Annotated in this window: 27 protein-coding genes and 1 pseudogene; 10 read left to right on the forward strand and 18 right to left on the reverse strand. The window is 66.6% G+C overall.

Annotated elements, in window-relative coordinates; all coding sequences use genetic code 11:
* Nucleotides 1-190: 190 nt before the first annotated feature.
* From SLW55_RS16815 to SLW55_RS16840, 6 genes are all read right to left on the reverse strand, one after another.
* A complete protein-coding gene (locus tag SLW55_RS16815) occupies nt 191-1,048 on the reverse strand; it encodes a fumarylacetoacetate hydrolase family protein (RefSeq protein WP_320745435.1) in 858 nt (285 codons plus the stop codon).
* A 33-nt stretch (nt 1,049-1,081) separates the two neighbouring features.
* The gene (locus tag SLW55_RS16820) at nt 1,082-1,828 is read right to left on the reverse strand and encodes an SDR family oxidoreductase (RefSeq protein ID WP_152238678.1); all 747 of its coding nucleotides are present in this window, start codon (nt 1,826-1,828) and stop codon (nt 1,082-1,084) included.
* Between the two features lie 31 nt (nt 1,829-1,859).
* Nucleotides 1,860-2,741, reverse strand: coding sequence for an amidohydrolase family protein (locus SLW55_RS16825; RefSeq protein ID WP_152238677.1), 882 nt, complete (start codon nt 2,739-2,741; stop codon nt 1,860-1,862).
* The gene (locus SLW55_RS16830; protein WP_320745437.1) at nt 2,738-3,772 is read right to left on the reverse strand and encodes an aldo/keto reductase; all 1,035 of its coding nucleotides are present in this window, start codon (nt 3,770-3,772) and stop codon (nt 2,738-2,740) included. Before SLW55_RS16830 ends, SLW55_RS16825 begins: the two co-directional genes overlap by 4 nt.
* Before the next feature lie 412 nt (nt 3,773-4,184).
* Nucleotides 4,185-4,541, reverse strand: coding sequence for a hypothetical protein (locus SLW55_RS16835; protein WP_295966327.1), 357 nt, complete (start codon nt 4,539-4,541; stop codon nt 4,185-4,187).
* Nucleotides 4,542-4,616: 75 nt separating this feature from the next.
* Nucleotides 4,617-5,324, reverse strand: coding sequence for an HAD hydrolase-like protein (locus SLW55_RS16840; RefSeq protein WP_320745438.1), 708 nt, complete (start codon nt 5,322-5,324; stop codon nt 4,617-4,619).
* A 166-nt stretch (nt 5,325-5,490) separates the two neighbouring features.
* Between SLW55_RS16840 and SLW55_RS16845 the strand changes: the two genes are divergently transcribed.
* On the forward strand, nt 5,491-5,709 hold the full coding sequence (locus SLW55_RS16845) for a hypothetical protein (RefSeq protein ID WP_026144744.1): 219 nt from the start codon (nt 5,491-5,493) through the stop codon (nt 5,707-5,709).
* Between the two features lie 522 nt (nt 5,710-6,231).
* On the opposite strand, the gene glpK is transcribed toward SLW55_RS16845, so the two are convergent.
* From glpK to SLW55_RS16865, 4 genes are all read right to left on the reverse strand, one after another.
* Nucleotides 6,232-7,731 carry a glycerol kinase GlpK gene (gene glpK / locus SLW55_RS16850; protein WP_153753140.1) on the reverse strand — a complete coding sequence of 500 codons (1,500 nt, stop codon included), beginning with the start codon at nt 7,729-7,731 and terminating at the stop codon, nt 6,232-6,234.
* Between the two features lie 103 nt (nt 7,732-7,834).
* Entirely contained in the window at nt 7,835-8,656 is an 822-nt protein-coding gene (locus tag SLW55_RS16855; RefSeq protein ID WP_320745440.1) for an MIP/aquaporin family protein, read from the reverse strand.
* A 160-nt stretch (nt 8,657-8,816) separates the two neighbouring features.
* Nucleotides 8,817-10,331 carry a glycerol-3-phosphate dehydrogenase gene (gene glpD, locus SLW55_RS16860; RefSeq protein WP_152238672.1) on the reverse strand — a complete coding sequence of 505 codons (1,515 nt, stop codon included), beginning with the start codon at nt 10,329-10,331 and terminating at the stop codon, nt 8,817-8,819.
* A 288-nt stretch (nt 10,332-10,619) separates the two neighbouring features.
* A complete protein-coding gene (locus SLW55_RS16865; protein ID WP_318526822.1) occupies nt 10,620-11,480 on the reverse strand; it encodes a DeoR family transcriptional regulator in 861 nt (286 codons plus the stop codon).
* Nucleotides 11,481-11,621: 141 nt separating this feature from the next.
* Here SLW55_RS16865 and SLW55_RS16870 point away from each other — a divergent pair, with 141 nt between their 5' ends.
* Together SLW55_RS16870 and SLW55_RS16875 are read left to right on the forward strand one after the other, a co-directional pair.
* Complete coding sequence (locus tag SLW55_RS16870) at nt 11,622-12,095, forward strand: DUF1456 family protein (protein WP_017913175.1); 474 nt, start codon at nt 11,622-11,624, stop codon at nt 12,093-12,095.
* A 156-nt stretch (nt 12,096-12,251) separates the two neighbouring features.
* Nucleotides 12,252-13,070, forward strand: coding sequence for an HDOD domain-containing protein (locus SLW55_RS16875; RefSeq protein ID WP_017907477.1), 819 nt, complete (start codon nt 12,252-12,254; stop codon nt 13,068-13,070).
* Between the two features lie 88 nt (nt 13,071-13,158).
* Here SLW55_RS16875 and SLW55_RS16880 read toward each other — a convergent pair whose 3' ends face one another.
* On the reverse strand, nt 13,159-14,295 hold the full coding sequence (locus SLW55_RS16880) for an exodeoxyribonuclease III (RefSeq protein WP_320745441.1): 1,137 nt from the start codon (nt 14,293-14,295) through the stop codon (nt 13,159-13,161).
* 74 nt (nt 14,296-14,369) lie between these two features.
* On the opposite strand from SLW55_RS16880, the pseudogene SLW55_RS16885 reads away from it, so the two are divergent.
* The 3 genes and pseudogenes from SLW55_RS16885 to SLW55_RS16895 all read left to right on the forward strand — a co-directional run bounded on the left by SLW55_RS16885 (nt 14,370) and on the right by SLW55_RS16895 (nt 16,349).
* Nucleotides 14,370-14,575: pseudogene (locus SLW55_RS16885) on the forward strand (hypothetical protein).
* 98 nt (nt 14,576-14,673) lie between these two features.
* Nucleotides 14,674-15,219, forward strand: a complete 546-nt coding sequence (locus SLW55_RS16890; RefSeq protein ID WP_267102775.1) for a hypothetical protein — start codon at nt 14,674-14,676, stop codon at nt 15,217-15,219.
* Nucleotides 15,220-15,563: 344 nt separating this feature from the next.
* Nucleotides 15,564-16,349 carry a lysophospholipid acyltransferase family protein gene (locus SLW55_RS16895; RefSeq protein WP_295930049.1) on the forward strand — a complete coding sequence of 262 codons (786 nt, stop codon included), beginning with the start codon at nt 15,564-15,566 and terminating at the stop codon, nt 16,347-16,349.
* A 51-nt stretch (nt 16,350-16,400) separates the two neighbouring features.
* Here the strand turns inward: SLW55_RS16895 and SLW55_RS16900 are convergent, their stop codons facing one another.
* The 3 genes from SLW55_RS16900 to SLW55_RS16910 form a co-directional block, all read right to left on the reverse strand.
* Nucleotides 16,401-17,237: a DUF6348 family protein gene (locus SLW55_RS16900; RefSeq protein WP_320745442.1), complete on the reverse strand. Its 837-nt coding sequence runs from the start codon at nt 17,235-17,237 to the stop codon at nt 16,401-16,403.
* Nucleotides 17,238-17,482: 245 nt separating this feature from the next.
* Complete coding sequence (locus SLW55_RS16905; RefSeq protein WP_320745443.1) at nt 17,483-18,217, reverse strand: hypothetical protein; 735 nt, start codon at nt 18,215-18,217, stop codon at nt 17,483-17,485.
* Nucleotides 18,218-18,317: 100 nt separating this feature from the next.
* Complete coding sequence (locus SLW55_RS16910) at nt 18,318-18,494, reverse strand: hypothetical protein (RefSeq protein WP_017916390.1); 177 nt, start codon at nt 18,492-18,494, stop codon at nt 18,318-18,320.
* Between SLW55_RS16910 and SLW55_RS16915 the strand changes: the two genes are divergently transcribed.
* Nucleotides 18,493-18,681 (forward strand): hypothetical protein, encoded by a 189-nt coding sequence (locus SLW55_RS16915; RefSeq protein WP_320745445.1) that lies wholly within the window; start codon nt 18,493-18,495, stop codon nt 18,679-18,681. The two genes, SLW55_RS16910 and SLW55_RS16915, sit on opposite strands and share 2 nt — an antisense overlap.
* An 82-nt stretch (nt 18,682-18,763) precedes the next feature.
* On the opposite strand, the gene SLW55_RS16920 is transcribed toward SLW55_RS16915, so the two are convergent.
* The 3 genes from SLW55_RS16920 to SLW55_RS16930 all read right to left on the reverse strand — a co-directional run bounded on the left by SLW55_RS16920 (nt 18,764) and on the right by SLW55_RS16930 (nt 21,842).
* A complete protein-coding gene (locus SLW55_RS16920; protein WP_320745446.1) occupies nt 18,764-20,002 on the reverse strand; it encodes an EAL domain-containing protein in 1,239 nt (412 codons plus the stop codon).
* Nucleotides 20,003-20,385: 383 nt separating this feature from the next.
* Entirely contained in the window at nt 20,386-20,991 is a 606-nt protein-coding gene (locus SLW55_RS16925; protein ID WP_226978583.1) for a CPBP family intramembrane glutamic endopeptidase, read from the reverse strand.
* A 236-nt stretch (nt 20,992-21,227) separates the two neighbouring features.
* Nucleotides 21,228-21,842 carry a pyridoxamine 5'-phosphate oxidase family protein gene (locus SLW55_RS16930; protein WP_320745448.1) on the reverse strand — a complete coding sequence of 205 codons (615 nt, stop codon included), beginning with the start codon at nt 21,840-21,842 and terminating at the stop codon, nt 21,228-21,230.
* 491 nt (nt 21,843-22,333) lie between these two features.
* On the opposite strand from SLW55_RS16930, the gene SLW55_RS16935 reads away from it, so the two are divergent.
* The 3 genes from SLW55_RS16935 to SLW55_RS16945 are packed head-to-tail and all read left to right on the forward strand — an operon-like array spanning nt 22,334 to nt 25,759.
* A complete protein-coding gene (locus tag SLW55_RS16935) occupies nt 22,334-23,257 on the forward strand; it encodes a hypothetical protein (RefSeq protein WP_320745450.1) in 924 nt (307 codons plus the stop codon).
* A 58-nt stretch (nt 23,258-23,315) separates the two neighbouring features.
* Nucleotides 23,316-23,708 (forward strand): hypothetical protein, encoded by a 393-nt coding sequence (locus SLW55_RS16940; RefSeq protein WP_267095834.1) that lies wholly within the window; start codon nt 23,316-23,318, stop codon nt 23,706-23,708.
* Nucleotides 23,709-23,767: 59 nt separating this feature from the next.
* Nucleotides 23,768-25,759: a hypothetical protein gene (locus SLW55_RS16945; RefSeq protein ID WP_320745452.1), complete on the forward strand. Its 1,992-nt coding sequence runs from the start codon at nt 23,768-23,770 to the stop codon at nt 25,757-25,759.
* A 45-nt stretch (nt 25,760-25,804) separates the two neighbouring features.
* Here SLW55_RS16945 and SLW55_RS16950 read toward each other — a convergent pair whose 3' ends face one another.
* Nucleotides 25,805-26,644, reverse strand: coding sequence for an NrdJb (locus SLW55_RS16950; RefSeq protein WP_267097802.1), 840 nt, complete (start codon nt 26,642-26,644; stop codon nt 25,805-25,807).
* Nucleotides 26,645-26,665: the final 21 nt, after the last annotated feature.

Raw genomic sequence — 26,665 nt, forward strand, 5'->3', positions numbered from 1 at the left:
GGGTGCGGCAGTGCATGGCGGGCACCGACCCTGTGAAACAAGAACGAAGTAACGGCACGTAGCGGTGTCGCTCAACGCGCGAGCGAAAGCCGCACCGGGATGCAATGCGAGGTGGCTTCGCCCCGTACCCTCACCCCAACCCCTCTCTCCCAAAAGGGGACTCCCTTCGGTCGCCGGAGGGAGAGGGGCTTTACGCCGCGTCGCGCGGATGCGCGACCACGTCCTGGCGTTGCTCGCCCAGGCCTTCGATGCCCAGCCGCATCACGTCGCCCGGCTTCAGGTACACCTGCGGCTTCTGCCCCAGGCCCACGCCCGGCGGCGTGCCGGTGCTGATCACGTCGCCCGGCAGCAACGTCATATAGCGGCTGATGTGGCTGACCAGCTCGGCCACGCCGAACACCATCGTGCGGGTGCTGCCGTTCTGGTAGCGGTGGCCGTTGACCTCCAGCCACATCGACAGGTTCTGCGGATCCGGCACCTCGTCGGCGGTGACCAGCCACGGGCCGATCGGGCCGAAGCCGTCGCAGCTCTTGCCCTTCACCCACTGCCCGCCGTGCTCGAGCTGGAACGCGCGCTCGGACAGGTCGTTGATCACCGCATAGCCGGCGACGTGCGCCAGCGCGTCCTCCACCGACACGTCGCGCGCGGTATCGCCGATCACCACGCCCAGCTCCACTTCCCAGTCGGTCTTGAGCGAACCGCGCGGGATCGTCACGGTGTCGTTGGGCCCGCTGATCGCGCTGGTGGCCTTCATGAACAGCACCGGCATCTCCGGCACCGCCATGCCCGATTCGGCGGCGTGGTCGGCGTAGTTCAACCCCACGCAGATGAACTTGCCGACGCGGCCCACGGCGGCGCCGTAGCGCACTTCGCCGTCCACCTGCGGCAACGTGGTCGGATCGAGCGCGCGCAACCTGGCCAGGCCGGCGGCGGTGAGATGCTCGCCGGCGACGTCGTCGATCACCGCCGAAAGATCGCGCAAGTGGCCGTCGGCATCGAGCAGGGCCGGGCGTTCGTGGCCGGGTTCGCCGTAACGCAGCAGTTTCATGGGAAGTCCTCTGTCAGGAAGGGGAAGGCGCGGTCAGTTCGACCAGCCGCCGTCGATGATGTGGGTCTGGCCGGTCGTGAACGAGGAGTCGTCCGAGGCCAGGTACACCACCAGTTGCGCGATCTCGCGCGGGTCGCCCAGGCGGCCCATCGGCTGGCGGTCGGTGAAGCTCTTCCACACCGCCTGCTCGTCGCCACCCAGCGCCTTGACCCGCTCGCCCAGCGACGGCGTCTTGATCGTGCCGGGGCAGATCGCGTTGCAGCGGATGCCCTTGGCCACGTAGTCGGCGGCGATGGCCTTGCTCAGGCCGATCACCGCCGCCTTGGTCACGCCGTAGGCGAAGCGATTGGGCACGCCCTTGATGCTGGACGCCACCGAGGACATGTTGACGATGCTGCCGCGGCCCTGCGCGAGCATGCCCGGCAGCACCGCCTGGCACAGGTAGTACATCGCGTCGACGTTGATCGCGAACGAGCGCTTCCAGGCCGGCGCGTCGCAATCGAGGATGCTGCCCTGGTGCACGTAGCCGGCGCAGTTGAACAGCACGTCGAAGGTCGGCTGCGCCGCCACCAGCGCCTGGATCGCGGCGGGATCGGTGACGTCCAGCGTCTGCGTGACGATGCCGTCGGCCTCGGCGGCCAGCACCTGCAGCGCGGCGGCATCGATGTCGGTGGCCAGCACCTGCGCGCCTTCGCGGGCGCAGGCCAGCGCGCTCTCGCGGCCGATGCCGGCGCCGGCGGCGGTGATCAGGCAGCGCTTGCCTTGCAGACGGCCGCTCATGCGCGGCTCCCGGAAACGGACGCGAACGTGGTCATGGGGCGGGACTCCAGGTGGGGGAGGAAGCAATCGGATCGGACAGGCGATAGACGCGCCGCGCAGTGCCGGCGAACACCGCCTCGGCGTCATCGACGGCGTGCTGCGCGACCCAGGCCTGCGCCAGCGCCATCCACGCGGCGTAGTCGGCACGCTGGGTCAGCACCGGCCAGTCGCTGCCCCACAGCAGCCGCTGCGCGCCGAAGCAGGCGAACAGGTGCGCCACGTAGGGGGCAAGCGCAGGATCGTCGATGGCGGCGCCGGCCGGCAGTTCGGTGAGCAGGCCGGACAGCTTGCACACCACGTTGGGGTGCTGCGCCAGGTGCGCCAGGCCATCGGCCCAGGCCTGGAAATCGGCCCCGCCGATGGACGGCTTGGCGGCGTGGTCCAGCACCACGCGCAAGTGAGGGTGACGCTGCAGCCGTGCCAGCAGCGCCGGCAGGTGCAGCGGACGCACCAGCGCATCGAAGGCCAGATCGTGCTGCAGCAGCGCGTCGAACGCCGCATCCAGCTGCGGCCGCGCCAACCACTGCGGATCGGCCAGGTCCTGCACCATCGGCCGCAGCCCCTTGAGCAGGCCGGCGCCGTCGGCGCACAGCGCGGCGATGCGCGCGGCAACGTCAGCGGCCTCGAAATCGACCCAGCCGACCACGCCGACGATGCGCGGCTCGGCACGCGCCAGTTGCAGCAGGTAGCGCGTTTCCGCCTCGCTCTGCGCCGCCTGCACCGCCACCAGCGCGGTCACGTCCTGCGCGTCGAGCGTCGCGGCCAGGTCCTCGGGCAGGTAGTCGCGGTACAGCACGCCCAGGTCCGGGGTCAGCCAGGCATAGTCGCCACGCGCCAGGCGCCAGAAATGCACATGGGCGTCGATGATGGTCACGGCGTCGGCACCGGCGCGCGCAGCAGGCCGTCGTCGCGCAACTGTTGCCACAGCGCCGTGGGAATCGCCGCGCGCAGGCGCGTGGCGGCGCTGGCCACTTCCGCCGGCGTGCGCATGCCGGCGACCACCGCACTCACCGCCGGATGGGCGAGCGGGAACTGCAGCGCTGCCGCGCCCACGTCCACGCCGTGCGCGGCGCAGGCCGCGAACAAGCGCTGCGCGTGCTGCAGCGTGGCCGGATCCACCGGCGCGTAGTTGTAGGTGTCGCCCGGCCCGCGCGCGTCGCTCAGCAGGCCGGAACTGTACGGCCCGGCCACCAGGATGCCGACCTGCCGCTGCAGCGCCTGCGCCATGATCCGCTGCGCGGCGTGCTGTTCGAGCAGGGTGTAGCGGCCGGCCAGCATCACGCAGTCGAGCGGAAACAGCGGCATCAGTTCCACCGCCACGTCTTCCTCGTTGACGCCGATGCCGATCGCCCGGCACGCGCCCTGCGCCTTCAGCGCGGCCATCGTCGGCAGCGCTTCGTCCAGCGCCTGTCGCAGCATCGCCGGATGGCGCTCGCCGTGGGTCAGGCGGCCGATGTCGTGCAGCAGCAGCACATCGATGTAATCGGTGCCGAGCCGCTGCAGGCTGCTCTCGAAGGCACGCAGCACGCCGTCGCGGCTGTAGTCGAACTCGGCTCGGCGCCCGGCCACGGCGAAGCCATCGCGCCCCGGCGCGGCCGCGGCATCGTCGTAGACGCAGCGGCCGACCTTGGTCGAGAGCGTGTAGCTGGCGCGCGGCAGCCCGCGCAGGCCCTGCCCCAGGCGTTGCTCGCTCAGCCCGTAGCCGTAGTACGGCGCGGTGTCGAAATGGCGGATGCCGGCGGCATAAGCATCGGCCACCGCGGCCAGCGCCACCGCATCGTCCACCTCGGCGTACAGATTGCCGATCGGCGCCGCGCCGAAGCCCAGGGTGGATAGCTGCACGCCACTGCGGCCCAGCGCGCGCGGCGCCAGGGCGGCGTCGGCGGCGACAGCGCTCAGCGCCATGCGCGCACATCCGGAACGACGGCCACAACGGATCGCCCACGGACGCGCGAGGGACGGAAGTGGCTGGGGTCACGCATGGCACGCCTCTGCCCGGGGTCGGGCGCGATGAAGGAAGGCCGCAGCATGCACGCCCGGGATGGCGAAGGCACGGCGACTGTTCGCATATGAATATAGCAATCACAAGTGAACAATCAACCTGCAGCGCAGCAATTCCGCTCGGCGTTCGGCCGAGCCAGCCCGCGCATGGCGGGGCCGACGTCCGCCCGATGGCACTCGGTGCGCCGCTGGATTCCGAAGCGTCGGTGGCGGCGCATGCCCCTGGCACGCTGAGGACAGTGGGATGGCGCGAGGACGCGATCGACAGGTTCCTTCGCGCCCTGCGCGCCTGGCTGCCTCGCTCGGGTCGGCGGACTCAGCGCGCAGCCGGCCGCGTGCCGAAGGCCAGGCGGGTCGCCTTGCGGTCGAACTGCAGCGCCACGCGCATGCGCCCCTCGGTCATCGGCCGCACGATCCAACGCACCTGCGCCTCGCCGAAGCCGGACGTCACCACCGGAATGGCCAGGAACCCGCTCGGTCCCGGCCCGACGCAGTACCAGAACGCATCGGCGGTCTGCAGCGCGGCACCCGGTGCGATCGAATACACGTGGCCGTCGCTGCTTTCGATGGTCTGCCTGGATCGCCTGACCACGGTCAGGTCGCTGCCACGCAACGGCCCGTGCTCGCCCGGAAACGCCTGCTCGCGGAACGAAGCCTCCAGCAGGTCCGTCACCTGGCTGCGCCCATGCGATACAACGCGCCGATCAGCAGCGCGGCGCTGCCCAGGAAATCGCGTCGGGCAGCCACATCATGCGTCGCGACCCATGGCCGCGCAGGCACCGCACGCATCGGCCTGCAGCGCAGGCGGCTGCGTGCGGTCATCAGGACCAAGCACCAGCGCGCGCAGCGCGTCCGGCCGCTGCAGCAACGGCAGCGGCGTGTGCGGCTGCAAGGCCGCCGGCAAGGTGTAGCCCCAGGCCACGCCGGCAAACGCGACGCCGGCCTGGCGCGCGGCCTCGGCATCGCGGATCTCGTCGCCCATGCACAGCGCCCGCGCGGCGGGAACGCCGCAGGCACGCAGGCTGGCGCGCAACTTGCGGCGCTTGCCCAGTACCGCCGCGCCGCAGCGCACGTCGCGAAACTGCGCGAGCAGCGCGGGGCCGAGCACCCGCGCGACGTTGGCGCGGCTGTTGGACGTGACCAGGGCCAGCTGCACGCCGGCCTGCGCCAACTGCGCGAGCAGTTCGGCGACGCCGTCGAACAGCGCGATGCGCTCGATCTGCGCGCTCATCAGCGTGCGCATGCGTTGCGCCACCGCCGGCACCCGCCACCAGCGCAGGCCGCTGCGCGCCATCAGCTCGCGCGCGCTCAGGCTGCGGATTTCGTCCAGCCGCGCCACGTCGAAGCGGTGGAAGCCGAATTCGTCGGCGACGCCGTTGATGGTCGCCAGGAACCAGGGAAACGAGTCGGCCAGGGTGCCGTCGAAATCGAAGATGACCAGGTCGTAGCGGTGCATGCGGCGCCAGCATGCCGGAGCGCTGGAGTCGGCGCCAGCGGCGGGCGCGCCAATCGCGATGGCAAGGCGCACGCATCGGCCCGCCTTTCATCCGTCCTTGGCATGCGCTTCACCCGCACGCGCTGCCATGGCGCGCACGCTGGAACGCCATCGCACGGAGAGGCTCATGCACATGCAATCCCCAAATCCTGGCCAGGACCCGCAGCAGCCACCGAACGAGGTGCCGGGCCAGGTGCCGAATCCGGGCGTGGATCCGACCCCGGACCGCCCGATCGATCCGATCCCCGACCAGCCGACCGATCCGACCATCCCGCCGATCCAGGACCCGGTCGGCGACGTCGACGCCCCGGTGCCGGGTCCGCGTGGGCCGACGCAGTACGTCTGAATCCTTCGCCGTTGCCGGGAGTGCGCGCAGACTCGGCCGCAGCCGCGTTTGAACGACGGCGAGCGGCCTTTCGCGAGAGCGCCCGGCGCGGCGGAAGCCGCTCCCACAGGGAAGGGGCAGGACACCTTGTGGGAAAGGCGCCCTTGCGGGAGGGACTTCAGTCCCGACGACGGAAGGTGTCCGTCGGCTTTCGGTTTCGCGTGTCGCAGCGGCATCACCGCTGACGCCCACCAGGTTCGGTGCGGCGGCTGGCGACTGCCGCCTTCGGCAGTCGCCTCGCACAGGGAAGGGGCAGGACACCCTTGTTGGAAAGGCACCCTTGTGGGAGGGACTTCAGTCCCGACGACGGAAGGTATCCGTCGGCTTTAGGTTTCGCGTGTCGCGGCGGCATCACCGCTGACGCCCACCAGGTTCGGTGCGGCGGCTGGCGACTGCCGCCTTCGGCAGTCGCAGCGACGAACAACGCCTCGGCCGGCAAATGCAAAGGAGCAGCCGCAGCCCCGACTGCACTGCGCGACCGCCTCAACGAATCCGGAACCCCATCGTCGCCTCCACCGCCTGCTGCCAGCCGGCGTACAGGGCTTCGCGGCGCTCGGCCGGCATGTCCGGCTCGAAGCGCCGGTCAACCGCCCATTGTTGCGCGATCTCGGCGCGGTTCTTCCAGAAGCCGGTGGCCAGGCCGGCCAGGTAGGCCGCGCCCAGCGCGGTGGTCTCGGCCACCTCCGGACGCAGCACCGGCACGTCCAGGATGTCGCTCTGAAACTGCGCCATGAAGTCGTTGGCGATGGCGCCGCCATCGGCGCGCAGTTCCTTCAGTTCGATGCCCGAGTCGACCTGCATCGCGGTCAGCACGTCGCGGGTCTGGTACGCCATCGATTCGATCGCCGCGCGAATGAAATGTTCCTTGGTCGTACCGCGGGTCAGACCGAACACCGCGCCACGGATGTCGCTGCGCCAGTACGGCGCGCCCAGGCCGACGAAGGCCGGCACGAAGTACACGCCGTCGTTGTCGCCGGCACGCTCGGCGTAGGCCTGCGAGTCGCTGGCCTTGCCGAGCATGCGCAGGCCGTCGCGCAGCCACTGCACCACCGAACCGGCGACGAAGATCGCGCCTTCCAGCGCGTACTCGACCTTGCCATCCACGCCCCAGGCGATGGTGGTGAGCAGGCCGTTCTTCGACGCCACCGCCTTCTCGCCGGTGTTCATCAGCATGAAACAACCGGTGCCGTAGGTGTTCTTGGCCATGCCCGGTTCGAAGCAGGCCTGGCCGAACAGCGCCGCCTGCTGGTCGCCGGCGATGCCGGCGATGGGCACCGCATGGCCGTAGAAATACTGGCCCTGGGTGTTGCCGTAGATCTCGCTGGACGAGCGCACCTCCGGCAGCATCGAGGCGGGGATGTCGAGCAGTTGCAGCAGTTCCTCGTCCCAGCGCAGCTCGTGGATGTTGTACAGCAGCGTGCGCGAGGCGTTGGTGTAGTCGGTGACGTGGACCTTGCCGCCGGTGAGGTTCCAGATCAGCCAGCTGTCGATGGTGCCGAAAGCCAGTTCGCCGCGCTGCGCGCGTTCGCGCGCGCCGTCGACGTGGTCGAGGATCCACTTGACCTTGGTGCCGGAGAAGTACGCATCGATCAGCAGGCCGGTCTTGGCCCGCACCATGTCCTCGTGGCCGTCGGCCTTGAGCTGGTCGCAGATGTCCTTGGTCTGCCGCGACTGCCAGACGATGGCGTTATAGATCGGCTGGCCGGTGGCACGATCCCACACCACCGCGGTCTCGCGCTGGTTGGTGATGCCGATGCCGGCGATGGCGCTGGCGTCCACCTGGTGGTTGTTGAGCAGCTCGGTGATCGTGGTGTAGACGCTGGTCATGATCTCGCGCGGGTTGTGCTCGACCCAGCCCGGCTGCGGGAAGATCTGCGAGAACTCGCGCTGCGCCATGCCGACGATGCGGCCCTGGCGGTCGAACAGGATCGCGCGCGAGCTGGTGGTGCCCTGGTCGATGGCCAGGATGAACTGCTTTTCCATCGGAGACTCCTGCAGGATGCACGCCGCGCGCACGGGCGCGGCGCCAACGGGGAATTAGGGAGGCGCGCACGCCGCGCGCGGAAACGAACGCGCTGCCGGTGCGCTAGCCGCGGCGCGCAGTGGCCTGTTCTTCTTCCAGCGCTTTCACCCGCGCCGGCAGGAACGGATAGATCAGCCACTGGTAGGCGGCACCGCCGATCACGCCGCCGATCAGCGGGCCGACGATCGGGATCCACCAGTAGTTGTCGGCCGACGGCAGCGCCGAGGAGCCCCAGCCGGCGACGTAGGCGAACAGGCGCGGGCCGAAGTCGCGGGCCGGATTGATCGCCCAGGCTTCCAGATAGCCCATCGAGGCGCCGATGGTGGCAACCAGCAGGCCGATGATCAGCGCACCGGAGTTGGCGGTGGGAGCGGCCTCGTTGTAGCGCTCGGTGATGGCGAAGATGCCGAAGATCAGGAACGCGGTCAGGATCACCTGGTCGCGCAGCGCGTGCATCGGCGTGATCGCCAGGCCCGGCGCGGTGAAGAACACCCCGGCCGCGCCGCCGCCGGCGCGGGTGAGATGCTGGGCCTGGTTGTAGTGGTCGATCACCGGCGCGAACAGCAGGTAGACGATCCACGCGCCGAGAAACGCACCGATCACCTGCGCCACCCAGTACGGCAGCACCTTGGGCAAGGGGAAGCCGCGGTACAGCGCCAGCGCCAGGGTCACCGCCGGATTGGCGTGGGTGCCGGACACCGAGCCGGTGACGTAGATGGCGATGGTCACCGCCAGGCCCCAGGCGATGCACACGCCCCAGTAGGCGTGCTGGTACGGGCTGGGGTCGTAGAGCACGTACATGCATGCCACCGAGCAGCCGAAGGCGATGATGATCAGCATCGCGATCGCTTCGGAAATCAGTTCACCCACCAGTTGCCGGCTCATGCCCATGCCTCCCGGCCTGCCGTCGTTGCCGCTGTCGATCCACCCATGCCTGCCACCCTCCACGGTTGCGTCCAGGTTCGTGCGCCGCGGCGGGTGCCGGGCGCAGCGCGATTGTGCACGCGCCGCCGCGGCCCGAACGGGGCCGACGGCAGCGTTTAGATCATGCCGGTGCCGCGGCCAGCGTGGCCGGCGCCTGTTGCAGGTAGGCGACCAGACGCTGGCGGCCGGCGGGGTCCACGCGCAGGCCGAGCTTGCTGCGCCGCCACAGCAAGTCCTCGGCCTCCACCACCCATTCGTGCTCGCGCAGGTAGTCGACCTCGGCCTGGTACAGGTCGGCGCCGAAGTGCTGGCCCAGGTCGTGCAGCGAGGCGGCATCGCCCAGCAGTGTGTCCGCGCGGGTACCGTAGTTGCGCGCCAGCCGCTGCGCGGTGGCCTCGGCCAGCCACGGCCGCGCCGCGCGCAACTCGCGCGCCAGCGTGGCGATGTCGTTGCGCTCGCCGCCCGGCAGCGGCGCACCGTGCGCGGTCCAGGCCGGCGCCTTGCGCCCGGCATGCGCGGTCAGCCGGTCCACCGCCTCCTCGGCGAGCTTGCGGTAGGTGGTGAGCTTGCCGCCGAACACATTGAGCAGGGCCGCACCATCGCGCGTGTCCAGTTCCAGCAGGTAGTCGCGGGTGACCTCGGCAGCGTTGTCCTCCTCGTCGTCGAGCAGCGGGCGCACGCCGCTGTAGCTCCACACCACGTCGTCCGGGGCGATCTGCTTGCGGAAGTAGCGGTTGGCCGCCTCGCACAGATAACGCGTCTCCTCGCCGTCGATGCGCGGTGCGGCCGGGTCGGCGTGGTAGTCGACGTCGGTGGTGCCGATCAGGGTGTAGTCCTGCTCGTAGGGAATGGCGAAGACGATGCGCCGGTCCGGCTGCTGGAAGATGTAGGCATGGTCGTGTTCGAACAGCCGCGGCACCACGATGTGGCTGCCCTTGACCAGGCGCAGCGCGTGGTCGTGGCCGACGTGCGCCACCTCGTCCAGGAACTGCACCGCCCACGGCCCGGCGGCGTTGACCAGCGACCGCGCGCGCAGTTCCTCGCGGCGGCCGTCGGCGTGCTGCAGTTGCACCTGCCACACACCATCGACGCGGCGCGCGCCGACACAGCGGGTGCGGGTGAGGATGCGCGCGCCGCGCTGGGCGGCGTCCATCGCATTGAGCACCACCAGCCGCGCGTCCTGCACCCAGGCGTCGGAATAGACGAAACCGGTGCGGAACTCCTCGAGCAGCGGCGCGCCCACCGGGTGCGTGCGCAGCGCCAGGCGCCGCGAGCCCGGCAGGGTGCGGCGGCCGCGGCCCAGGTGGTCGTACAGGAACAGGCCGGTGCGGATCATCCACGCCGGGCGCAGGTGCGGCTGGTGCGGCAGCAGGAAGCGCAGCGGCCAGATGATGTGCGGAGCCAGCCGCAGCAGCACCTCGCGCTCGGCCAGGGCCTTGCCGACCAGGGCGAACTCGTACTGCTCCAGGTAGCGCAGGCCACCGTGGATCAGCTTGGTGCTGGCGCTGGAGGTATGCGCGGCCAGGTCGTCGCGCTCGCACAGGCACACCGACAATCCGCGGCCCACCGCGTCGCGGGCGATGCCCACGCCGTTGATGCCGCCACCGACCACCAGCACATCGTAGGTCTCACGCATAGCCGACTCCGGAAGTGTCGTGTCCGGCCCGGCAACAGTGGCCGAGCGCAGAACTGAGGACGAAAAGATCGTAAACGAACATTTCCGAACATATCACGCTGCACTGCAGCGTGGCGTCGACGGCATCCTGCAAACCGGCCGTAACCCGCCAGCGGCTTAGCTCAGAGACAGCCGGGCGGGCGCGCGGGGCCGCTGCGGCGCGATGACCGCGCCACATCACGCAACATTAACGAAACAATCCGAACACACGCCCTGTGGCCACCCCGGCGGCGGCAAGGCCGGTCTCGCTCAGTCCGCGGCCGCATCCAGCGCCGGCGCGCCCCGGTCGGCCGCATCGCCCTCGGCGACGAACACGCGGGTGCCGGCCGCCTCCAGCACCGCGGCCAGCTCGGCCGGCGGCGCGCGATCGGTGAACCAGGCGTGCACCCGCCCGATCGGCCCCAGCCGGACCATGGCGTTGCGGCCGAGCTTGCTGTGGTCGGCAGCCAGGAACACCTGCCGCGAGTGCTCGATGATCGCCTGCGCCACCCGCACTTCGTGGAAGTCGAAGTCCAGCAGGGTGCCGTCCGGATCGATGCCGGAAATGCCGATCACGCCGAAGTCCACCTTGAACTGGCGGATCAGCTCGATGGTCGCCTCGCCGGTGACGCCCTGGTCGCGGCCGCGCACGCGCCCGCCGGCCACCATCACCTCGAAGCTGGGGTTGGCGCTCATCATCACCGCGACGTTGAGGTTGTTGGTGATCACGCGCAGGCCGCTGTGGCCCATCAGCGCGCGCGCCACGTCCTCGTTGGTGGTGCCGATGTTGATGAACAGCGAGGCGTCGTCGGGTATGTGCTGCGCCAGCAGCGTGGCGATGCGCCGCTTCTCCTGCGCCTGCAGCGACTTGCGCGCCGTGTAGGCCAGGTTCTCCACGCTGGACGGCAGGCTCACCCCACCGTGGTAGCGGCGCAGCACGCCGGCCTCGCACAGCAGGGTCAGGTCGCGACGGATGGTCTGCGGCGTCACCTCGAAGCGCGCCGCCAGCCCTTCCACCTCGGCATAGCCCTGCTGGCGCACCAGCGCCACCAGTTGCTCCTGGCGCGGATTCAGCGCGGACACCGCGCTCGGCTTGGGAATCGAATGGTCCATGCGCCGATGATGGCGCATGCGCCCGCGGATGCAACCGCGCCGCGTGCACACCCTCGGTGAACCGCAGCCATGGCCCGGGCCTGCGCGGTCTACGCGCCGATGCGGGCCAGCGCCTAGACTAGCGCCCCTCGCCGGGCCTCCCGCACTCCCACACCCGCCATGCTCAACAACGACATCCTGCGCTCCATCCGCTACATGCTCGACCTGAGCGACCAGAAGATCGTCGATCTGGCGCACCTCGCCGATCCCGCATTTCCGATCGACAAGGCGCAGATCCCGGCGTGGCTGAAGAAGGAGGACGAAGACGGCTTCGTCGAATGCAGCGACGCGGTGCTGGCGCATGTGCTGGACGGGCTGGTGTTCCACTACCGCGGCCGCGACGAGAGCCTGCCGCCGCGCCCGGTGGAAGCGCGCATCACCAACAACGTGGTGCTGAAGAAGCTGCGCGTGGCGTTCCAGCTCAAGGACGTGGACATGCACCAGATCTTCGACGCCGCCGGTTTCCCGGTGTCCAAGCCGGAACTGTCGGCGCTGTTCCGGCAGCCGGAGCACAAGAATTTCCGCCTGTGCGGCGACCAGTTGCTACGCAACTTCCTCAAGGGCCTGACCCTGCGCGTGCGCGGCGCCGGCTGAGCCGCGTCCTTGGCTGCACCAGGGCGCGGCCGTCGCCGCGGGACCGGTCTTCCACACGCCGGCCATCGCGAATCGGTAGGATGCGCGCATTCCGCCACCGTGGCGGCGCGGCCGGCTTCCGGTCCTGCCGCCTCCCGTTTCGTTCCGAGGGTCCCCATGAAGCTAGAGGCGCTGTTCGACCAGTTGCACACCCTGCCGACCATTCCCCAGGTGGCGCAGGACCTGATCCTGCAGTTCGATGCGCCGGGCACCAGCCTGGACGCGGTGGCGCGCAACATCGAGCGGGACCCGGTGATCGCGGCCAAGGTGCTGCGGCTGGCCAATTCGGCGCGCTTCCGCGGCGCGCGCGACTCCACCACGGTGGAAGACGCGGCGCTGCGCCTGGGCTTCAACACCTTGCGCACCCTGGTGCTGGCCTCCTCGGTGACCGGCGCGTTCCATGCCCCGGCGCATTTCGACCTGCGCGCGTTCTGGCTGCACAGCTTCGAAGTGGCCGGCGTGTGCCGGCTGCTGGCGCGGCAGAAGGGCCTGGACGCGGAGACCGCGTTCACCTGCGGCATGATGCACAACATCGGCGAACTGCTGATCCAGACCGGCGCGCCCGACTACGCCGCACAACTGCACCCTGACGCCTCCTCCAGCGGCCGCGCTGCCGACGAGACCGTGCAACTGGGCTTCGGCTACCCGGAAGTGGGCGCCGAGCTGGCGCGGCGCTGGCACCTGCCGCAGGTGATCCAGACCGCCATCGCCTTCCAGGCGCGGCCGCTGCAGGCCCCGGAAGGCGAGCCGATGCCGAAGGTCGTCGCCCAGGCCGCGCTGGTCGCCGACGCGCTGGAGCGCCACGGCGGCGCCAACGACCAGGCGCGGCAGGCGGTGACCGGCCCGTTGCTGGACGACGTGGATCTGGACGCGTTGTTCGCCGCGCTGCCGGACGTGATCGAGGCCGATCGCGCGTTTACCGAGATGTTGAAGTAAGGGAAGACGTGCCGCCGCGTCGGTCACACCGCCCGACGGCATAGCGGGAAACTGCGTCTTTCCGATTCTGCCGCACCCTCATCCGGCGCTACGCGCCACCTTCTCCCGGTGGGAGAAGGGGTGGTTTGCGGCGTTTGCCACCGCGCGAGGGCGTCGGCGGCACCGTAGTGGCAGCGCGCGGCTTGCGCGCTTTCGGCGTCTTGGCGGTTGCCGTTTTTGTTGCGCCTTTCTTTTTTGTTGCCGGCGCTGGCGTCGTCGACTTCGCCTTGGTCCTGGCCGTCGCCTTGTCCTTGGTTCGCGCTGCCGCCTTCTCCGCCAACGACGTCGCGCCAGATGCGGAGGTGCGTGTGGTCTTCGTCGCCTTGGCGCCCTTCGTGTTTCCTTCAGCGCCCGCGTCACCGCGCTTCGGCTTCGCCCGCGACGCAGCTGCACCGCGGGCCGGCGCCGCGCCCAGCACGACCCAGGTCGGCGCATGGTCGCTGGCATGCGGCAGGTCGCGCACCCAGCGGTCCACGCCAGCATCGCGCAGGCGCGCGGCCAGCGGTGGATTCAGCAGCAGGTGGTCGATGCGCAGCCCGGCATCGCGCTGCCAGTGCTGGCGGAAATAATCCCAGAACGTGTACACGCGGCGCTCGCCGTGCACCTGGCGCAGACTGTCGGTCCAGCCCTGCGCCAGCAGTTCGGCATAGGCCTGGCGGCTTTCCGGTTGCAGCAGCGCATCGCGCCGCCATGAGGCCGGGTTGTAGATGTCCGCATCGGTGGGCACCACGTTGAAGTCGCCGATCAAGGCGACCGGATGCGGCAGCGCCACCAGGTGCTGCGCATGCCGCTGCAGCCGCGCGAACCAGTCCAGCTTGTAGTCGAACTTCGGACCCGGGCGCGGATTGCCGTTGGGCAGGTACAGACAGCCGACCAGCACGCCGTGCGCCATCGCCTCGATGTAGCGGCTCTGGGTGTCGCGCGGATCGCCGGGCAGGCCGCGCCGGCTCTCGACCGGATCGCAACCCCTGGCCAGCAGCGCCACGCCGTTCCAGCTCGACTGCCCCATCCACACCGCGCCGTAGCCGGCGGCATGCAGCTCGGCCAGCGGAAAGCCGGCATCCACGCTCTTGAGCTCCTGCAGCCCGACGATGTCCGGCGCCTCGCGCTGCAGCCACTGCAGCAGCTGCGGCAAGCGGCTGCGGATGCCGTTGACGTTGTAGGTGGCGATCTTGAGCGTCTTCATCCGGCGCGCCTGCAGAATCTGCCATCACCTTGGCCCCGCTACCCTCGTCGCATCGTGAAAACGGGAACCGCCGCATGACCCCGCTCGACAAACCCTTGCGCCGCGCACTGGAGATCGACGGCGTGCACTACACCCTGACCGTGGATCCGGACGGCCTGAGCTCACCGAGAAAGGTCGTCGCAAGGGCCTGGACTTGCGCTGGAGTGCGCTGGTCAGCGGCGACGCGGCATTGGCGACCGCGCTGCAGGCCTCATTGGCCGATCGCCCGGGCAAACGCTGAGCGCGAGCGCGGCCGGCGACACGCCCGGGCCACGCGGGCAGGCATGGCCACCGATGGTGCTATCGTCGCGCCATCGGCAACCAGCAGGGAGCGGGCGGATGCGCAAGCGCAGCGATGAGGCGTTCGAAAACGGGCAGACGCGCCCCCGGCACGCCCGATGGCGCATGGGCGCGCTGCTGCTCGCCCTGCTGCCGCTGGCGGCTTACGCCGCGCCGGACGTGCCGGACAGCCTGCGCGTGTCCAGTACCAACACCTACGCCGCGGGCACGCCCGAATGGCGCCAGGTGCGCGATTGGCTGGCGCAGCATCGGCCATCGGACGCCGGCCCGGCGCGGGCCCAGAACCTGGAGCGACTCGGCCCGCTGATGCTGACCTACGCACGTGCGCTGCACGGCGTGCCGACCCAGGCGCCGGTAGCGCTGCCGCTGCCCGACCAAGGCGCGCCCGGCGACAGCATCGCCATCGCCAGCTGCATCGACGGCCTGCGCCAATCGTGGATCTACGGCGTTGAGGAAGCATCCATGCATGACTGGACGCTGACGTCGTTCGCCATCTCACAGCGTGCGGACTGCACACAGGCGACAGCGCGCGCTGAGCCGGCGACCCCAGCAGACTCTGCAAGCGCGGCATCGGCGCACCGCTAGTCACTTGCCATGGCTCGGTGAGCGCGGTTGACTCGCAGGAGCGGCTCCAGCCGCGACGAACGAAGCAGGCCAGCCATCCGTCCCTGGAAGCAGTCGGGACTGAAGTCACTCCCACAGTGCCCCCAGCCAGCACCTCGCCGGTTCCTGTGGGAGCGGCTTCAGCCGCGACGCGCGGAGCAAACAGCACGCCGGACCGCAAGCAGGTCACCCGTGGATGCTGAAGTACACACGCCTCGGCTACCATCGCCGCGGGCGCGCCGCCGCGCGTGCCGACCGTGTCCTCACCTGCGATCCCGATGCCTTCCGCTTCGCCTCGACATGCTGCAGACGCCCCGACTGGCCGCGTGCGCGCCATCGTCCGACTCGCCGTCTGCATCGCGGCCAGCGTGCTGCTGATCCCCCCGCAGTGGCTGCTGATGCGCTTCACCCGCGGCCGCGCCGCGTTCGTGCTGCCGCGGCTGTGGTTCGGCTGCCTGCGGCGCGCGTTGGGCATTCGCGTCGAGGTGGTGGGCACGCCGCGCGACGCGGGCGGGACGCTGTTCGTCGGCAACCACATCTCCCACTTCGACATCGTGGTGCTGGGCAGCCTGCTGCGCGCGCGCTTCATCGCCAAGAACGATATGGAACGCTGGCCGGGCATGCGCCACATCGGCGCGCTGGCGCAGACCGTGTTCATCAGCCGGCGCCGCCAGGATGCGGCCGCGGTGGCCGCCGCCGTGGCGGCGCAACTTCGCCCGGATCACGACGTGGTGCTGTTCGCCGAGGGCACCACCTCCTCCGGCGAGCGGGTGGCGCCGTTCAAGTCCAGCCTGTTCTCGCTGTTCCTCAGTGCCGACCCCAACGCGCGGTGCTGGACGCTGCAGCCGTTCACGCTGGACGTGCGCAGCGTCGACGGGCACCCCATCGCGCAAGGCGGCGATCGCGATGCCTACGCTTTCTACGGCGAGATGCAGGCCGGTGCGCACGTCGCGCACTTCCTGCGCCTGTCCGGTGCGGTGGTCAGGGTGACCTTCCACGCGCCGATCGCTGTGGCGCCGGGCAGCGACCGCAAGGCGCTGGCTGCGCAGTTGCACGGCATCGTGGCGTCGGCGCTGCCCAGCGCGCCGGCGGATGCCGCTGCGGCCTCGTAGGCCGCCACTACCCAACACTGGGCGCGCGCTTGGGCAGCGCACGATGACGCGTCAGTGCGCGGTGTCCGGTGCCACCGGCTCCGGCAGGCGCACCACCGCGTACTGCTTGCGGAATTCCATAGCGCCCAGCGCCGGCCAGGTCTCGGCGTAACGGCGCAGGCAGGCCACGCCGTCGGGAAAGTCCTCGCCGTTGACCCGGCAATCGGCCGCCACCTCGCCGTCGGCGTCGCGCGAGGCGAACAGGCGGATGCCGAGCATGCGCTGATCCCGCTGCAGCAACGGCATCAAGGCGTCCAGGCTGTTGGTGAACAGGCAGCACGGGCAGAACGCGTGTTCGGTGTCCTCGCCCGCCGCGGCCCGCGCGGCGTCGCCATTCATGTGCGCCACCGGCCCCAGCACCACCGTGCGCCGCAGCGCCGACTCGGTCGTGGCCGAGGCGGGGAACTCCATCTGCAACGTCATGCAGCGCGCATCGGCCGGCGCGGCCACCGCCTCCGACAGCGCCACCAGATCGGTGCGCGCCCAGGTTGTGAAGCCCGAAGCCAGGCTCGCGTCGGTGTCCTCGCCGATGGAATGCTGGAACTCGACGATCCCGTCGGGGAACAGGCTGCGGTGATGCACGCGAATGCAGCTGGCCGTGCGCACGCCCTTGCGCAGCTCGGCCAGATCCACCAATTCGGTGAGCAGTTGCAGGCCGTTGCCGAGCACGACCACCTCGTCGTGCAGGGTCGCCGCATGCCCCTCGCGCTGCAGCACCTGCAGCAAGAGCTGCTGCAGTGCATGGCGCGGCTGCGCCTCGGGCGCGGGCTCCGGCGCTGCAGCCTCGTGGGTGGTATCGGCCCCGCGTGGCGAGGTGCGGGACAACAGGCGTCGCAGTCGATCGATCATCCTTGCTCCAGGGCGTCCAACGCGCCATTGATCGCCGGAAGTATGCGCAGTCGCCCGCGGCCACGGCAACCGGCGACGCCACGCCGCCCCGGCGACCAGCGGGCCATGGAACGGCGCCAGGGGCCTTGGCGTCTCTCGCGTCGCACGCCAACCGCAGCACATCCACGGCCACCGCGCCGCGTCTCGCAGCGGCGGACGGCCCCCGGTGCAGCGGCCATCGGCGCGCCGCACCGACACAGCGTCTGTCAGCGCCTGGCCGCCTCGCACAGCTTGCGGTTGAACCAAGTGGACTTGGCGATCGGCAGGTAGGCGTCCCAGTCGCTGGGCGGCAGCATGGTGCTCTGCTTTTCCAGTTCCGCCTGGAACGAGGCCTCGTCGTGGCTGCGGCCGGCCAGGGTGCCGTCCAGCGTCGCCAGGCATTCCTGCGGCCGGCCCAGGCGCAGCAACGTGATGGCGCGGTCGTTGGCGAAGCGGTCGCGATCGAGCCAGTTGAGGAAGCCGCCACACTCGCCTGCGAACGCCTGCATGCCGGCCAGCGCCTTGTCGTAGCGCTTGCCGCGATAGTCCTGCAGATACGCCTCGCGCCGCCGGCTGCTGGCCGCGGCGGTGCAGCCGGCCGGCAACTGCAGGTAGTCGCCCTCGAAGCTGGCGCGCATGCCGCAATAGTCGCGGCAGCTTTCCTCGGTCAGCGCGGCCACGTTGAACCCGCCCGGCACCGGCTTGAAGGCGAGCTTGCACGGCACGTCGCCGGCATCGTTCACCTCCGCCTTGTCGCCCTGCAGCGTGCCCGACAGCGAGCAGGTGTGGCCGTTGGCGCCGACCGACAACAGGTCGAACTGGAGCGCGCCGCCCTTCTCGATGACCCGCATGCTGCCCCAGCCTTCCTTGGTGCTGTATTCGCCGGGTGCGGGGCCGGCCGCCGCCGCGGCGAACGCCACCAGCCCCACCAGCATCGCGCTCCATCCGTATCGCCGTGCCATCGCCTGTTCCTGCCTTCGATCAGAGCCGGCAAGTGTGCGGCATCGCCGCGGCGGCGGACCAGTACCGATGTCGCATCCCGACAGCAACGGCCTGTGCGACTCAGCGCAGCGGCACGCGCGAGCGGAACTCGGACAGAAACAGGCCGCGGAGCCAGCGATGCGCAGCATCGTGCTCCAGGCGCGGATGCCACAACATCGATACGGTGATGGGCTCGGTGACCACCGGCAGCGCGAACGTGCAAGCAGGCTCGCGCAGCATGTCGGGCTGCGCCGCCATGAACGAGGCCGGCACCAATGCGATCAAGTCCGAGCCGCCCGGCTGGGTGCGCACCGACATGGGCAGGCCGCAGGCGCGCCTGTCCATCGACGACAGCATCCCGTCCCTGCTCCACACCATCGATGCCGCCCATGGCCGCGGCGGCCTGCACTACCTGGATTACCTGGGCCGCGTGGTGCCGTGGTAGAGGACGCCGCGTGATCGGCCGCAGGCCTGCATCGGCGAAGCTTTCGATCGATCGCGCCGCGCCTGCAAGGACGAACCGCGGCTCAGCCGGCGTCGGACAGCGCCAGGGCCAGCGCCGCATCCTCCGACAGCGGCCGTGACAGGAAATACCCCTGCACCAGATCGACCTGCAGCTCGCGCAGCGCGTCCAGTTCCTGCGCCGTCTCCACACCTTCGGCCACCACCCGCGTGCCGATCTCGTGGGCGAAGTTGGTCAGCCCCTTGGCCAGCGCGCGGCGGCTGCGGTCGGAATGGATGCACTGGGTGATGCTCATGTCGAGCTTGATGACGTCCGGCTGCAACTGCAGGATGTGGCGCATGCTGGCGTAGCCGGCACCGGCATCGTCCACCGCCACCTGCGCGCCGCGCTCGCGCAGCGGTGCCAGCGCCTGCGCCAGCGCCTGGTAGTTGCGCACGATGGCGTGCTCGGTGATCTCCAGGGTCAGGCGCGTCACCTCGGTGTCGTCGCCGAGCAGCCCCGCCAGGGACGCGGACATGATCAGTTCCGGCGACATGTTCACGCTGAGCCGGTACTGCGGCGGGAAGCGCCTCAGATACGCCAGCGCCTTGGCCAGCACGTGCAGCTCCAGGCGAATGCCGACACCGGCCAGTTCGGCCTGCTGGAACCACTGCGCAGGCCCACGTTGCGGCACGACGTCGAAACGCGACAGGCACTCGAATCCATGCAGGAGCAGCCCCTGCAGCGCGAACACCGGCTGGAACACGATGCGCGGCGCACCCGCCGCCAGCGCGCCGTCGATCTCGTCGATCATCGCCTGCCGTTCCAGCTTGTGCGCCTCCACCTCGTGCAGGCGCAGCGCGAAGATCTCGGCGAACGCACGCAACATGCCGATGTCGCGCTCGCCCAGGTCGTGCCTGGGCAGGAAGCTGAAACAGCACAGCGTGCCGTAGATCCGCCCGCCCACCTGGATCGGCACGCTCATGTGCGCGCCGATCGGGATCTGCCACGTCGCCGGGATGCACTGCGCCGCCGGCACCAATGAGGTATCCGGAATGAGCTGCGGCAACTCGCCGCGGACCACGCCCATGCAGTAGCCGTCGGCGAACGGCAGGATCTGGCCTTCGTGGATCGGCCCGTCGGGCGGCCCGTCCACGTGATCCAGCACGCGGTCGGTTTCCCGGAAGCGCGACAGGAACGCCACGTCCATGCCCAGGTGCAGGCGCACCACGCGCAGGCAGCGACGCAGTTCGCGGTCGCTGATCTCGCCCGACAGCAGCTCGAACAACGGATGAGGTTCTGGCAGATCCTCGGTCGACGCCATCCCGCTTCTCCCCTGAAAGCGTTGCGACCCGCGCTGCGCGCGCCGCGCACGGCGCTGCGCCGTGGGCGAGGTGATCGAGCAGCGGGAACCCGGACCTTCCCCCGTTGTCCAGCGGGCGACACGTCCTTGTTGTTCGACTCTAAAGCGTGACATACAGCAGCGAAAGCGCAGGCCCGTTCAGGAATCAAGCTGTCTACGGCAGCGACCGCTTCGGTGAGTCCGCCGCCGCGAATCCAGCCAACGGGCGGGCGACCACCGGCGCTGGAGTGATCAGGCATGGTGGCCGACGCCGTGTCGTCGATGGAATGGGCGGCCGGGCTCGCGCATGCCGACGCTGCGACCAGCCGGTGCACGTCACCCTGCCGGCGCGCGCGCCCAGCGCATCAGACGTAGACCATCAATCCCAGCAAATCCAGCGCGGCATGCGCCACGATCGCCGGCCACAGCCGCCCGGTGCGCGCCACCCACCAGCCCAGGATCAGCCCTATCACCACGATGGCGATGGTGCCGACCGGCCCCTGATAGAGGTGGTACGACGCGCGGATCGCCACGCTCACGTTCACCGCGAACGCCGGGCTGTGCCGCCGCTCCAGCGCGCGGATCACGTAGGCGCAGACGAACACTTCCTCGAAGATCGGATTGAGCAGCGAGACCAGCACCACCACGCCGGCCGACAGCGGCCCGGCCACCATCGCGTCCATCGACGGATTCACCTCGGCCGCCACGCTGTCGTTCAACAGGTTCAACGGATAGGTCGCCACCACGCAGGCGGCCAACAGCGCCAGGCCCACGCCGATGTCGCGCGCCTGCCACTGCAGCCCCAGCACCTGCGCCGTCCAGCCACGGAACCACAGCGTCGGCAGCAACAGCGCCAAGACCAGCAGCTCGTAGAACACCATGCCCCACAGGCTCGCGTCGGAGAACGCAGGCGCCGCCACCGGCGCCAGCACCGCCAGCGCACTCCAGTAGATCGGCAACCCGAACGCCACTGCCGTGACCAGCAGTAGTTCACCCCAACCGCCTGACGGTTCCCCACGTCCCTGCATCCACACCCCCCTGTCGTTCGCTGCGCGCCGGAACGGCGTCGTCGCCGCTTCCCACCAGGGGCGTACCGTAGCAGGGTGGCATGACCGGGGACATCGGTGGCGGCGTCATGCGGCGGCGTGCAGTTCAACCCGGCGCGGCGTTATGCGCGCGGCACGGCGCGCATACCAATCCAGTCAAGCTAGTACAGCGCGTCCCGGGTGCGCTGCGGCAGTTCCCGGTCGTAGGTCTCGGCGTCGAACGCGCCATCGGCCAGATGCGCGTGCATGGTGCCGGGGCTGGGCAGGCGATCGCGCGGCAGGTGCCGCGCTGGGTCCCACAGCTGCGAGCGCACGATCGCCTTGGCGCAGTGGAAGTACACCGCCTCGATGTGCACCACGATCACGCTGCGCGGCAAACGCTCGCCGACCGCGAACCGCACCAACAGCTCCGGATCGACCCGGATCTCCGCACGGCCATTCACGCGCAAGGTCTCGCCGATACCGGGAATCAGGAACAGCAACGACAGCCGCGGATCCTGCAGCAGGTTGCGCAGGGTATCGATGCGGTTGTTGCCCGGCCGATCCGGCAGCGCCAGCGTGCGTGCATCCAGCATCTGCACGAATCCCGGCGTATCGCCACGCGGTGAGCAGTCTAGGCCCTCGACGCCGGCCGAGGCCAGCACTACGAACGGCGATGCTTGCACGAACGCTTGGTAGTCGGCATTCAGATGGTCGATTTGTTTGCGTACGGCGCGCTCGACTGGTTGGGCATATAGGGCTTCGAGGGCGTCGGGAGTGGTGATACGAGAGTCCATATTGGCATGCTATCCATATGCTCGCGTGGCGGCCGCGATGATCCATCTCTGCACGCCCCTGTCAGGAATGGAGGCGGGGTCCAACATTCTACTCTGACCCCAGTAGCTAGACTCAGGGACAGGCAGGCCTTGCGGCCTCCGCGTACCGCCTGCCATTACACATGCGAGCTATCGCCCACGAGAATGCCGGGCAAAAAAACGCCTGGCATCGAAGATGGGCGCTGGTGCGCCTGAGTGATCGGGCTGCCAAGCCCGGCTGCGTGATTTGATGCAACGAGCTTAGTAATCACCTCAACCCAAGATGGTTGTCAACAATCTCCGATGAAACGCAACTGATTGTCTACGCAATAGAGGCAGCCTTGAGATTTATAAGAAGGATGCTTCGCTATTCAGATTGCAAGAGTTACCCCATTGTGGCTAAACTCGTTCAGAGGGTTGCCCAAAGGGCCTTTAAACGAGCAGGACGGAAATATGGCTGATTGGATTTCGGCATGCTTAAGACCAGCGTAGGCACTTTCGACGGCGCAAGCTGGGAAACGCTTTGCCAGCAGGTTTTTAAAAAGAAGTACTCTACGGACGGATATCAACACATTCCGGCGTCTCCCGGGGACTTCGGACTTGAAGGCTACTGCTCTTCTACTGGACATGCCTTTCAATGTTACTGCCCTGATAATCACTACACGCGAAAGGAGCTCTATGAGCACCAGCGTGACAAAATCACAACAGATCTAAATAAATTAAAAACATACCAAAGCCAACTAAGCAGAATTTTCGGGGACACAAAGATTTCTGTATGGCGCCTAGTCACCCCAGAGATTGGCGACAACGCCTTGATTATGCATGCTCGAGCCAAAGAGAAAGAGGTTCGATCCTGGGGTTTACCTTTTCTCACGGACGACTTCACCATCCAACTTCATGATGCAGACTACTATCTTTTAGAGATCAACGAAATCCGGTCCGCGGCAGGAGAGGGTTTAGATTTCGGCACGGGACCAGCTGCTCTTGCCGCGTTGGAAGAATTGCAAGAAGTCTATGAAAAGAACGTCCTAAGGAAGAGCAAAGCCAGGCTCGCACCGAAGGCTAACACTCTGAACCATGCGTCGACAGTTGCAAAACTACATCAAATAACTCTCGACAGCTTTTTAGAATCAGATGGTTATTTTCGACGAATCGAAAAGAATGCTCCGACGCTCTATTTCAAACTTGCTAGACTAATTAGCGAATTCGAACATCGCGTCCAAGAGCAAGCAATGACTTGGACTGGCACCCCTGAAGACCTAACCATCAAGCTTCGCCAAGATCTTGAGAAGCGGCTTATGGGTATTGGCTCTGAGATGACCGAGACTACGGCGGATGCCGTGGCGAGATACATGGTTGCTCGTTGGCTCGCAATTTGTACACTCGACTATGAATGAACCAACTCGCCTGCACTTTCGCCGCCGGCCGACTCCGATTCTTCCGGAGCACCGCCCTATGTACAAGATCGCACAGCTGATCTTGGTACTCCACATAGCATCACGCGCGAACAGATGCAGCCTGACAAAGCTGCATCTTTTTAACTGGGCATTTAAGGCTCCAGAACGTGGACAGCGCCTGTCTCAAGCTGCGAGATCGAAGAGCCTCAATGTACCCGCGTGGGGCTTCGATCCCGCCCTAGCTATCGCTTTACGATATGCGACCGCTGAAGGTCTTGTAATCGCAGCTAGAAGTGGGTATGAGCTAAGTGACATGGGTAAAATTTTTGCGAAATCGATCATGGAAAAGCCTGGCGTCTTGGAGTCCGAGAAAGAACTCCTTAAAGAAATTGGAAAAAACATCAGTGAAAGCATGGTTGATGAAGTGGCCAAGGGATGGGATGCGAAGTGATCATTAGAGCATTACGACTACAGATTCAGACTCAGAAAGGGCTCTTTGGATTCGCCTTCTTGTTTTCCCGCCAATTAACAGTTATACGCGGAGGAAACTCAAGCGGGAAGAGCACATTCTTCAATTCACTTCTCTACTCCATTGGCATGGAAGAACTAGTGGGAGGAAAGGGGGCTCAAGTACTTCCTTATGCGGTTCGAGACTACTTCGATCATCAAGGAGAAAAGATAGAGATAATTTCTTCTGAGATACTGGTTGAGATCGAGAATCGTGATGGCGATATTGCCACCCTGCGGAGAGCGATTCGCGATAATAACCGCGATAGCAAACTAGTCGAAATTGTTCACGCCGCAGTTCTGACAGAAGCGCTCTCCTTCGAAAATACCACGCCCACTTACCTTCATGACCCTGGTAGCGCCCAAAAAGGCGAGGGTTTCTTTTATTTTCTTGAAAGATTTCTAAAAATTGATCTTCCGAAAGTAGCTACGACCAATGGACCAGAGGTAAAACTCTACATTCAGACAATTTTTGCAGCTCACGCCGTAGAACAGAAGCGTGGATGGACTGATTACATTGCAAACATCCCGCTCTATGGAATTCGTGATGCGCGCGCACGCGTAGCCGAGTATATACTGGGCCTTGGTGTTTTTGAAACGATCTCATTGCGGAACCGGCTGAACGCCGAAGCCGTTACCATTGATCATAATTGGCGAAGAACCCTAGATGAGCTTCAACGAGAAGCAGCGACACTAGGCTTTGTCTTGGCAGACGTCCCCCCTCAACCTAAGGCAACATTCAATCCCGAACAAGTCAGACTCTTCCGAACCATTGAGTCTGGCACCATTTTCTTAGCCGATTACATTGCAAAGCTTCTTACTGAGCACCAAGAGCTACGCAGAAAATCAGATTCTTCCACAGATTCTAACAACCTCAATCACCTCAAAGAACTAGAAGCGACCGAGCAGGAAATACAATCTCTAAGCGTGATGCATGAGAGAGCGACTTCAAACTTGTCGCTTCAGCGAGCATCTTTGGCAGAGTATGAAGAGCTCTTAAGGGAGGCCAAAAATGATTTGGACAGGAACAAAGCCGCTCAAAAATTGCAGGAATTGGGAGCCAGTCAAGCGATAGAACTGGCCACAGGCATTTGCCCAACATGCCATCAGTCTGTTGAGGACAGCCTATTAGGAGAAACTCTGACCGGCCCCCAGATGGACCTCCAAACTAACATCGGTTATTTGGAGAGCCAAAGCAGGATGCTTCAACGACAGATTTCTGGAGTTACAGAGGGCATCAAAGAGTCATCGGCAACAATCGCGGGGCTTGCTGCTCAGCTGGCATCGAAGCGCGACCACATGATCGCGCTTCGAAATGATCTTGGTTCGTCAGCATCGCAATCAAAAGCCAACTTGCGCAGACAAGTAAAAATTGAGATAGAGGTTGAACGCTTACAGAAATTAGAAAGTGACGCAGTGCGTCAGTCGAGTGTCCTGAAGAGTATTTCGGACAGACTTGCAGCCAACCAGCTCGCACGGCGCAATCTGCCATCCAAGCAATACACCGAGGCTGATGAACAAAAAATTTCTATCTTTGAAAAGAACTTTCGTGCAAATGCCGGATCATTTGGTTATGAGAGTGTCTCAAACATTTCAGAAATACAAATCAACCGCGACTCCTTAGTGCCTGGCCTTGCTCAGATTGAGCTGCGTGAGATACTGAGTAAGCAGTCCAAAACTGATATTAAAGCTGATTCTAGCGCTAGCGATTTTGTTCGACTGATCTGGAGCTATTTGCTAGGACTTTATCAGACTTCAGCAAATAAATATTCGCCAGGAAATCACCTGGGCCTAATACTTTTTGATGAGCCCGGCCAGCATTCGATGCGCTGGGAAAGCCAGCGCGAGCTTTTACTGCGCCTCGCTGCAGAGACAGGCTTGCAGAGCATTGTGGCTGCGTCTTTCGACGAATCAGAAAGCGTCTTCAATGATGTCACGGAAGGCGTTGAGCATCGGCTAATTGACTGGGAAGGAAAGCTAATTCAACCTCTTTGAATATTTGGCAAAATTCAACTTTTCGCACCCGAATAAATTTAAGCCTCACCCGCACTTCGAATACCCACAATTCAAACAAGTCGCACACCCATCCATAATGACGAGCGCCTTGGTATTGCACTTGTGGCACATCGTGGCCGACGGCGGGAAACTCGCGCCGTCGCCGGTGACGGCGATGTCCTCTTCGTGGTCGGCGGTGGAGTCGGCGGACACCGCCCCCTCATCCGCCCTGCGGGCACCTTCTCCCGCAGGAGAAGGAACCACCTTGCTCACTTCACTGTTTTTTTTTGAGCGCTCTTCGTACTGCTTGCGCTTCTCGGCGATCAGCGCGCGCTGGTGGTCGCTCATTTCCGGGTCGTGCAGCAGGCCGATCGACTTCATGTGCTCTTCGACGATGCTGCCCAGTTCGGCGACCAGCGACGGCATGTACACGCCACCGGCCTTGAAGTAGCCGCCCTTGGGGTCGAACACGGCCTTCATCTCGTCGACCAGGAAGGTCACGTCGCCGCCCTTGCGGAACACGGCGGACATGATGCGGGTCAGCGCCACGATCCACTGGAAATGCTCCATGGACTTGGAGTTGACGAAGATTTCGAACGGGCGGCGCAGTTCGTGTTCGGTGCCGGCGTTGAGCACGATGTCGTTGAGGGTCACGTACATGGCGTGTTCCACCAACGGCGACTTGATCTTGTAGGTGCTGCCGATCAGCACGTCCGGGCGCTCGATGCGCTCGTGCATGTGGATGATGTTGTCCGCCGGCGCTTCGGCCTCGGCGGTGGCACGGTCGATCGACGAAGCGGGCACCGCGGCGGCGGCGTCGCGCGCCTTGTCCTCGGGGGTGACGACGGCGTAGCCCTTGATTTTCTGGTCGATCTTGATGGCCATGAGGCGTGCGTTCCTGGAAGG

Origin of the sequence: Xanthomonas sp. LF06-19 (assembly GCF_034105425.1) — a bacterium.
In the GTDB taxonomy this organism is placed as follows: Bacteria; Pseudomonadota; Gammaproteobacteria; order Xanthomonadales; family Xanthomonadaceae; genus Xanthomonas_A; species Xanthomonas_A sontii.

Bases quoted from the DNA above. Each gene is read 5' to 3' on its own strand.
- SLW55_RS16905 (WP_320745443.1), bottom strand. From the start codon at position 18,217: ATGGCACGGCGATACGGATGGAGCGCGATGCTGGTGGGGCTGGTGGCG.
- SLW55_RS16865 (WP_318526822.1), bottom strand. From the start codon at position 11,480: ATGCGCCATCATCGGCGCATGGACCATTCGATTCCCAAGCCGAGCGCG.
- SLW55_RS16815 (WP_320745435.1), bottom strand. From the start codon at position 1,048: ATGAAACTGCTGCGTTACGGCGAACCCGGCCACGAACGCCCGGCCCTG.
- SLW55_RS16875 (WP_017907477.1), top strand. From the start codon at position 12,252: ATGAAGCTAGAGGCGCTGTTCGACCAGTTGCACACCCTGCCGACCATT.
- SLW55_RS16820 (WP_152238678.1), bottom strand. From the start codon at position 1,828: ATGAGCGGCCGTCTGCAAGGCAAGCGCTGCCTGATCACCGCCGCCGGC.
- SLW55_RS16855 (WP_320745440.1), bottom strand. From the start codon at position 8,656: ATGAGCCGGCAACTGGTGGGTGAACTGATTTCCGAAGCGATCGCGATG.
- SLW55_RS16935 (WP_320745450.1), top strand. From the start codon at position 22,334: ATGCTTAAGACCAGCGTAGGCACTTTCGACGGCGCAAGCTGGGAAACG.
- SLW55_RS16915 (WP_320745445.1), top strand. From the start codon at position 18,493: ATGAACGAGGCCGGCACCAATGCGATCAAGTCCGAGCCGCCCGGCTGG.
- SLW55_RS16900 (WP_320745442.1), bottom strand. From the start codon at position 17,237: ATGATCGATCGACTGCGACGCCTGTTGTCCCGCACCTCGCCACGCGGG.
- SLW55_RS16870 (WP_017913175.1), top strand. From the start codon at position 11,622: ATGCTCAACAACGACATCCTGCGCTCCATCCGCTACATGCTCGACCTG.
- SLW55_RS16845 (WP_026144744.1), top strand. From the start codon at position 5,491: ATGCACATGCAATCCCCAAATCCTGGCCAGGACCCGCAGCAGCCACCG.
- SLW55_RS16920 (WP_320745446.1), bottom strand. From the start codon at position 20,002: ATGGCGTCGACCGAGGATCTGCCAGAACCTCATCCGTTGTTCGAGCTG.
- SLW55_RS16830 (WP_320745437.1), bottom strand. From the start codon at position 3,772: ATGGCGCTGAGCGCTGTCGCCGCCGACGCCGCCCTGGCGCCGCGCGCG.
- SLW55_RS16950 (WP_267097802.1), bottom strand. From the start codon at position 26,644: ATGGCCATCAAGATCGACCAGAAAATCAAGGGCTACGCCGTCGTCACC.
- SLW55_RS16940 (WP_267095834.1), top strand. From the start codon at position 23,316: ATGTACAAGATCGCACAGCTGATCTTGGTACTCCACATAGCATCACGC.
- SLW55_RS16930 (WP_320745448.1), bottom strand. From the start codon at position 21,842: ATGGACTCTCGTATCACCACTCCCGACGCCCTCGAAGCCCTATATGCC.
- glpK (WP_153753140.1), bottom strand. From the start codon at position 7,731: ATGGAAAAGCAGTTCATCCTGGCCATCGACCAGGGCACCACCAGCTCG.
- SLW55_RS16910 (WP_017916390.1), bottom strand. From the start codon at position 18,494: ATGGCGGCGCAGCCCGACATGCTGCGCGAGCCTGCTTGCACGTTCGCG.
- SLW55_RS16840 (WP_320745438.1), bottom strand. From the start codon at position 5,324: ATGCACCGCTACGACCTGGTCATCTTCGATTTCGACGGCACCCTGGCC.
- glpD (WP_152238672.1), bottom strand. From the start codon at position 10,331: ATGCGTGAGACCTACGATGTGCTGGTGGTCGGTGGCGGCATCAACGGC.
- SLW55_RS16880 (WP_320745441.1), bottom strand. From the start codon at position 14,295: ATGAAGACGCTCAAGATCGCCACCTACAACGTCAACGGCATCCGCAGC.
- SLW55_RS16890 (WP_267102775.1), top strand. From the start codon at position 14,674: ATGCGCAAGCGCAGCGATGAGGCGTTCGAAAACGGGCAGACGCGCCCC.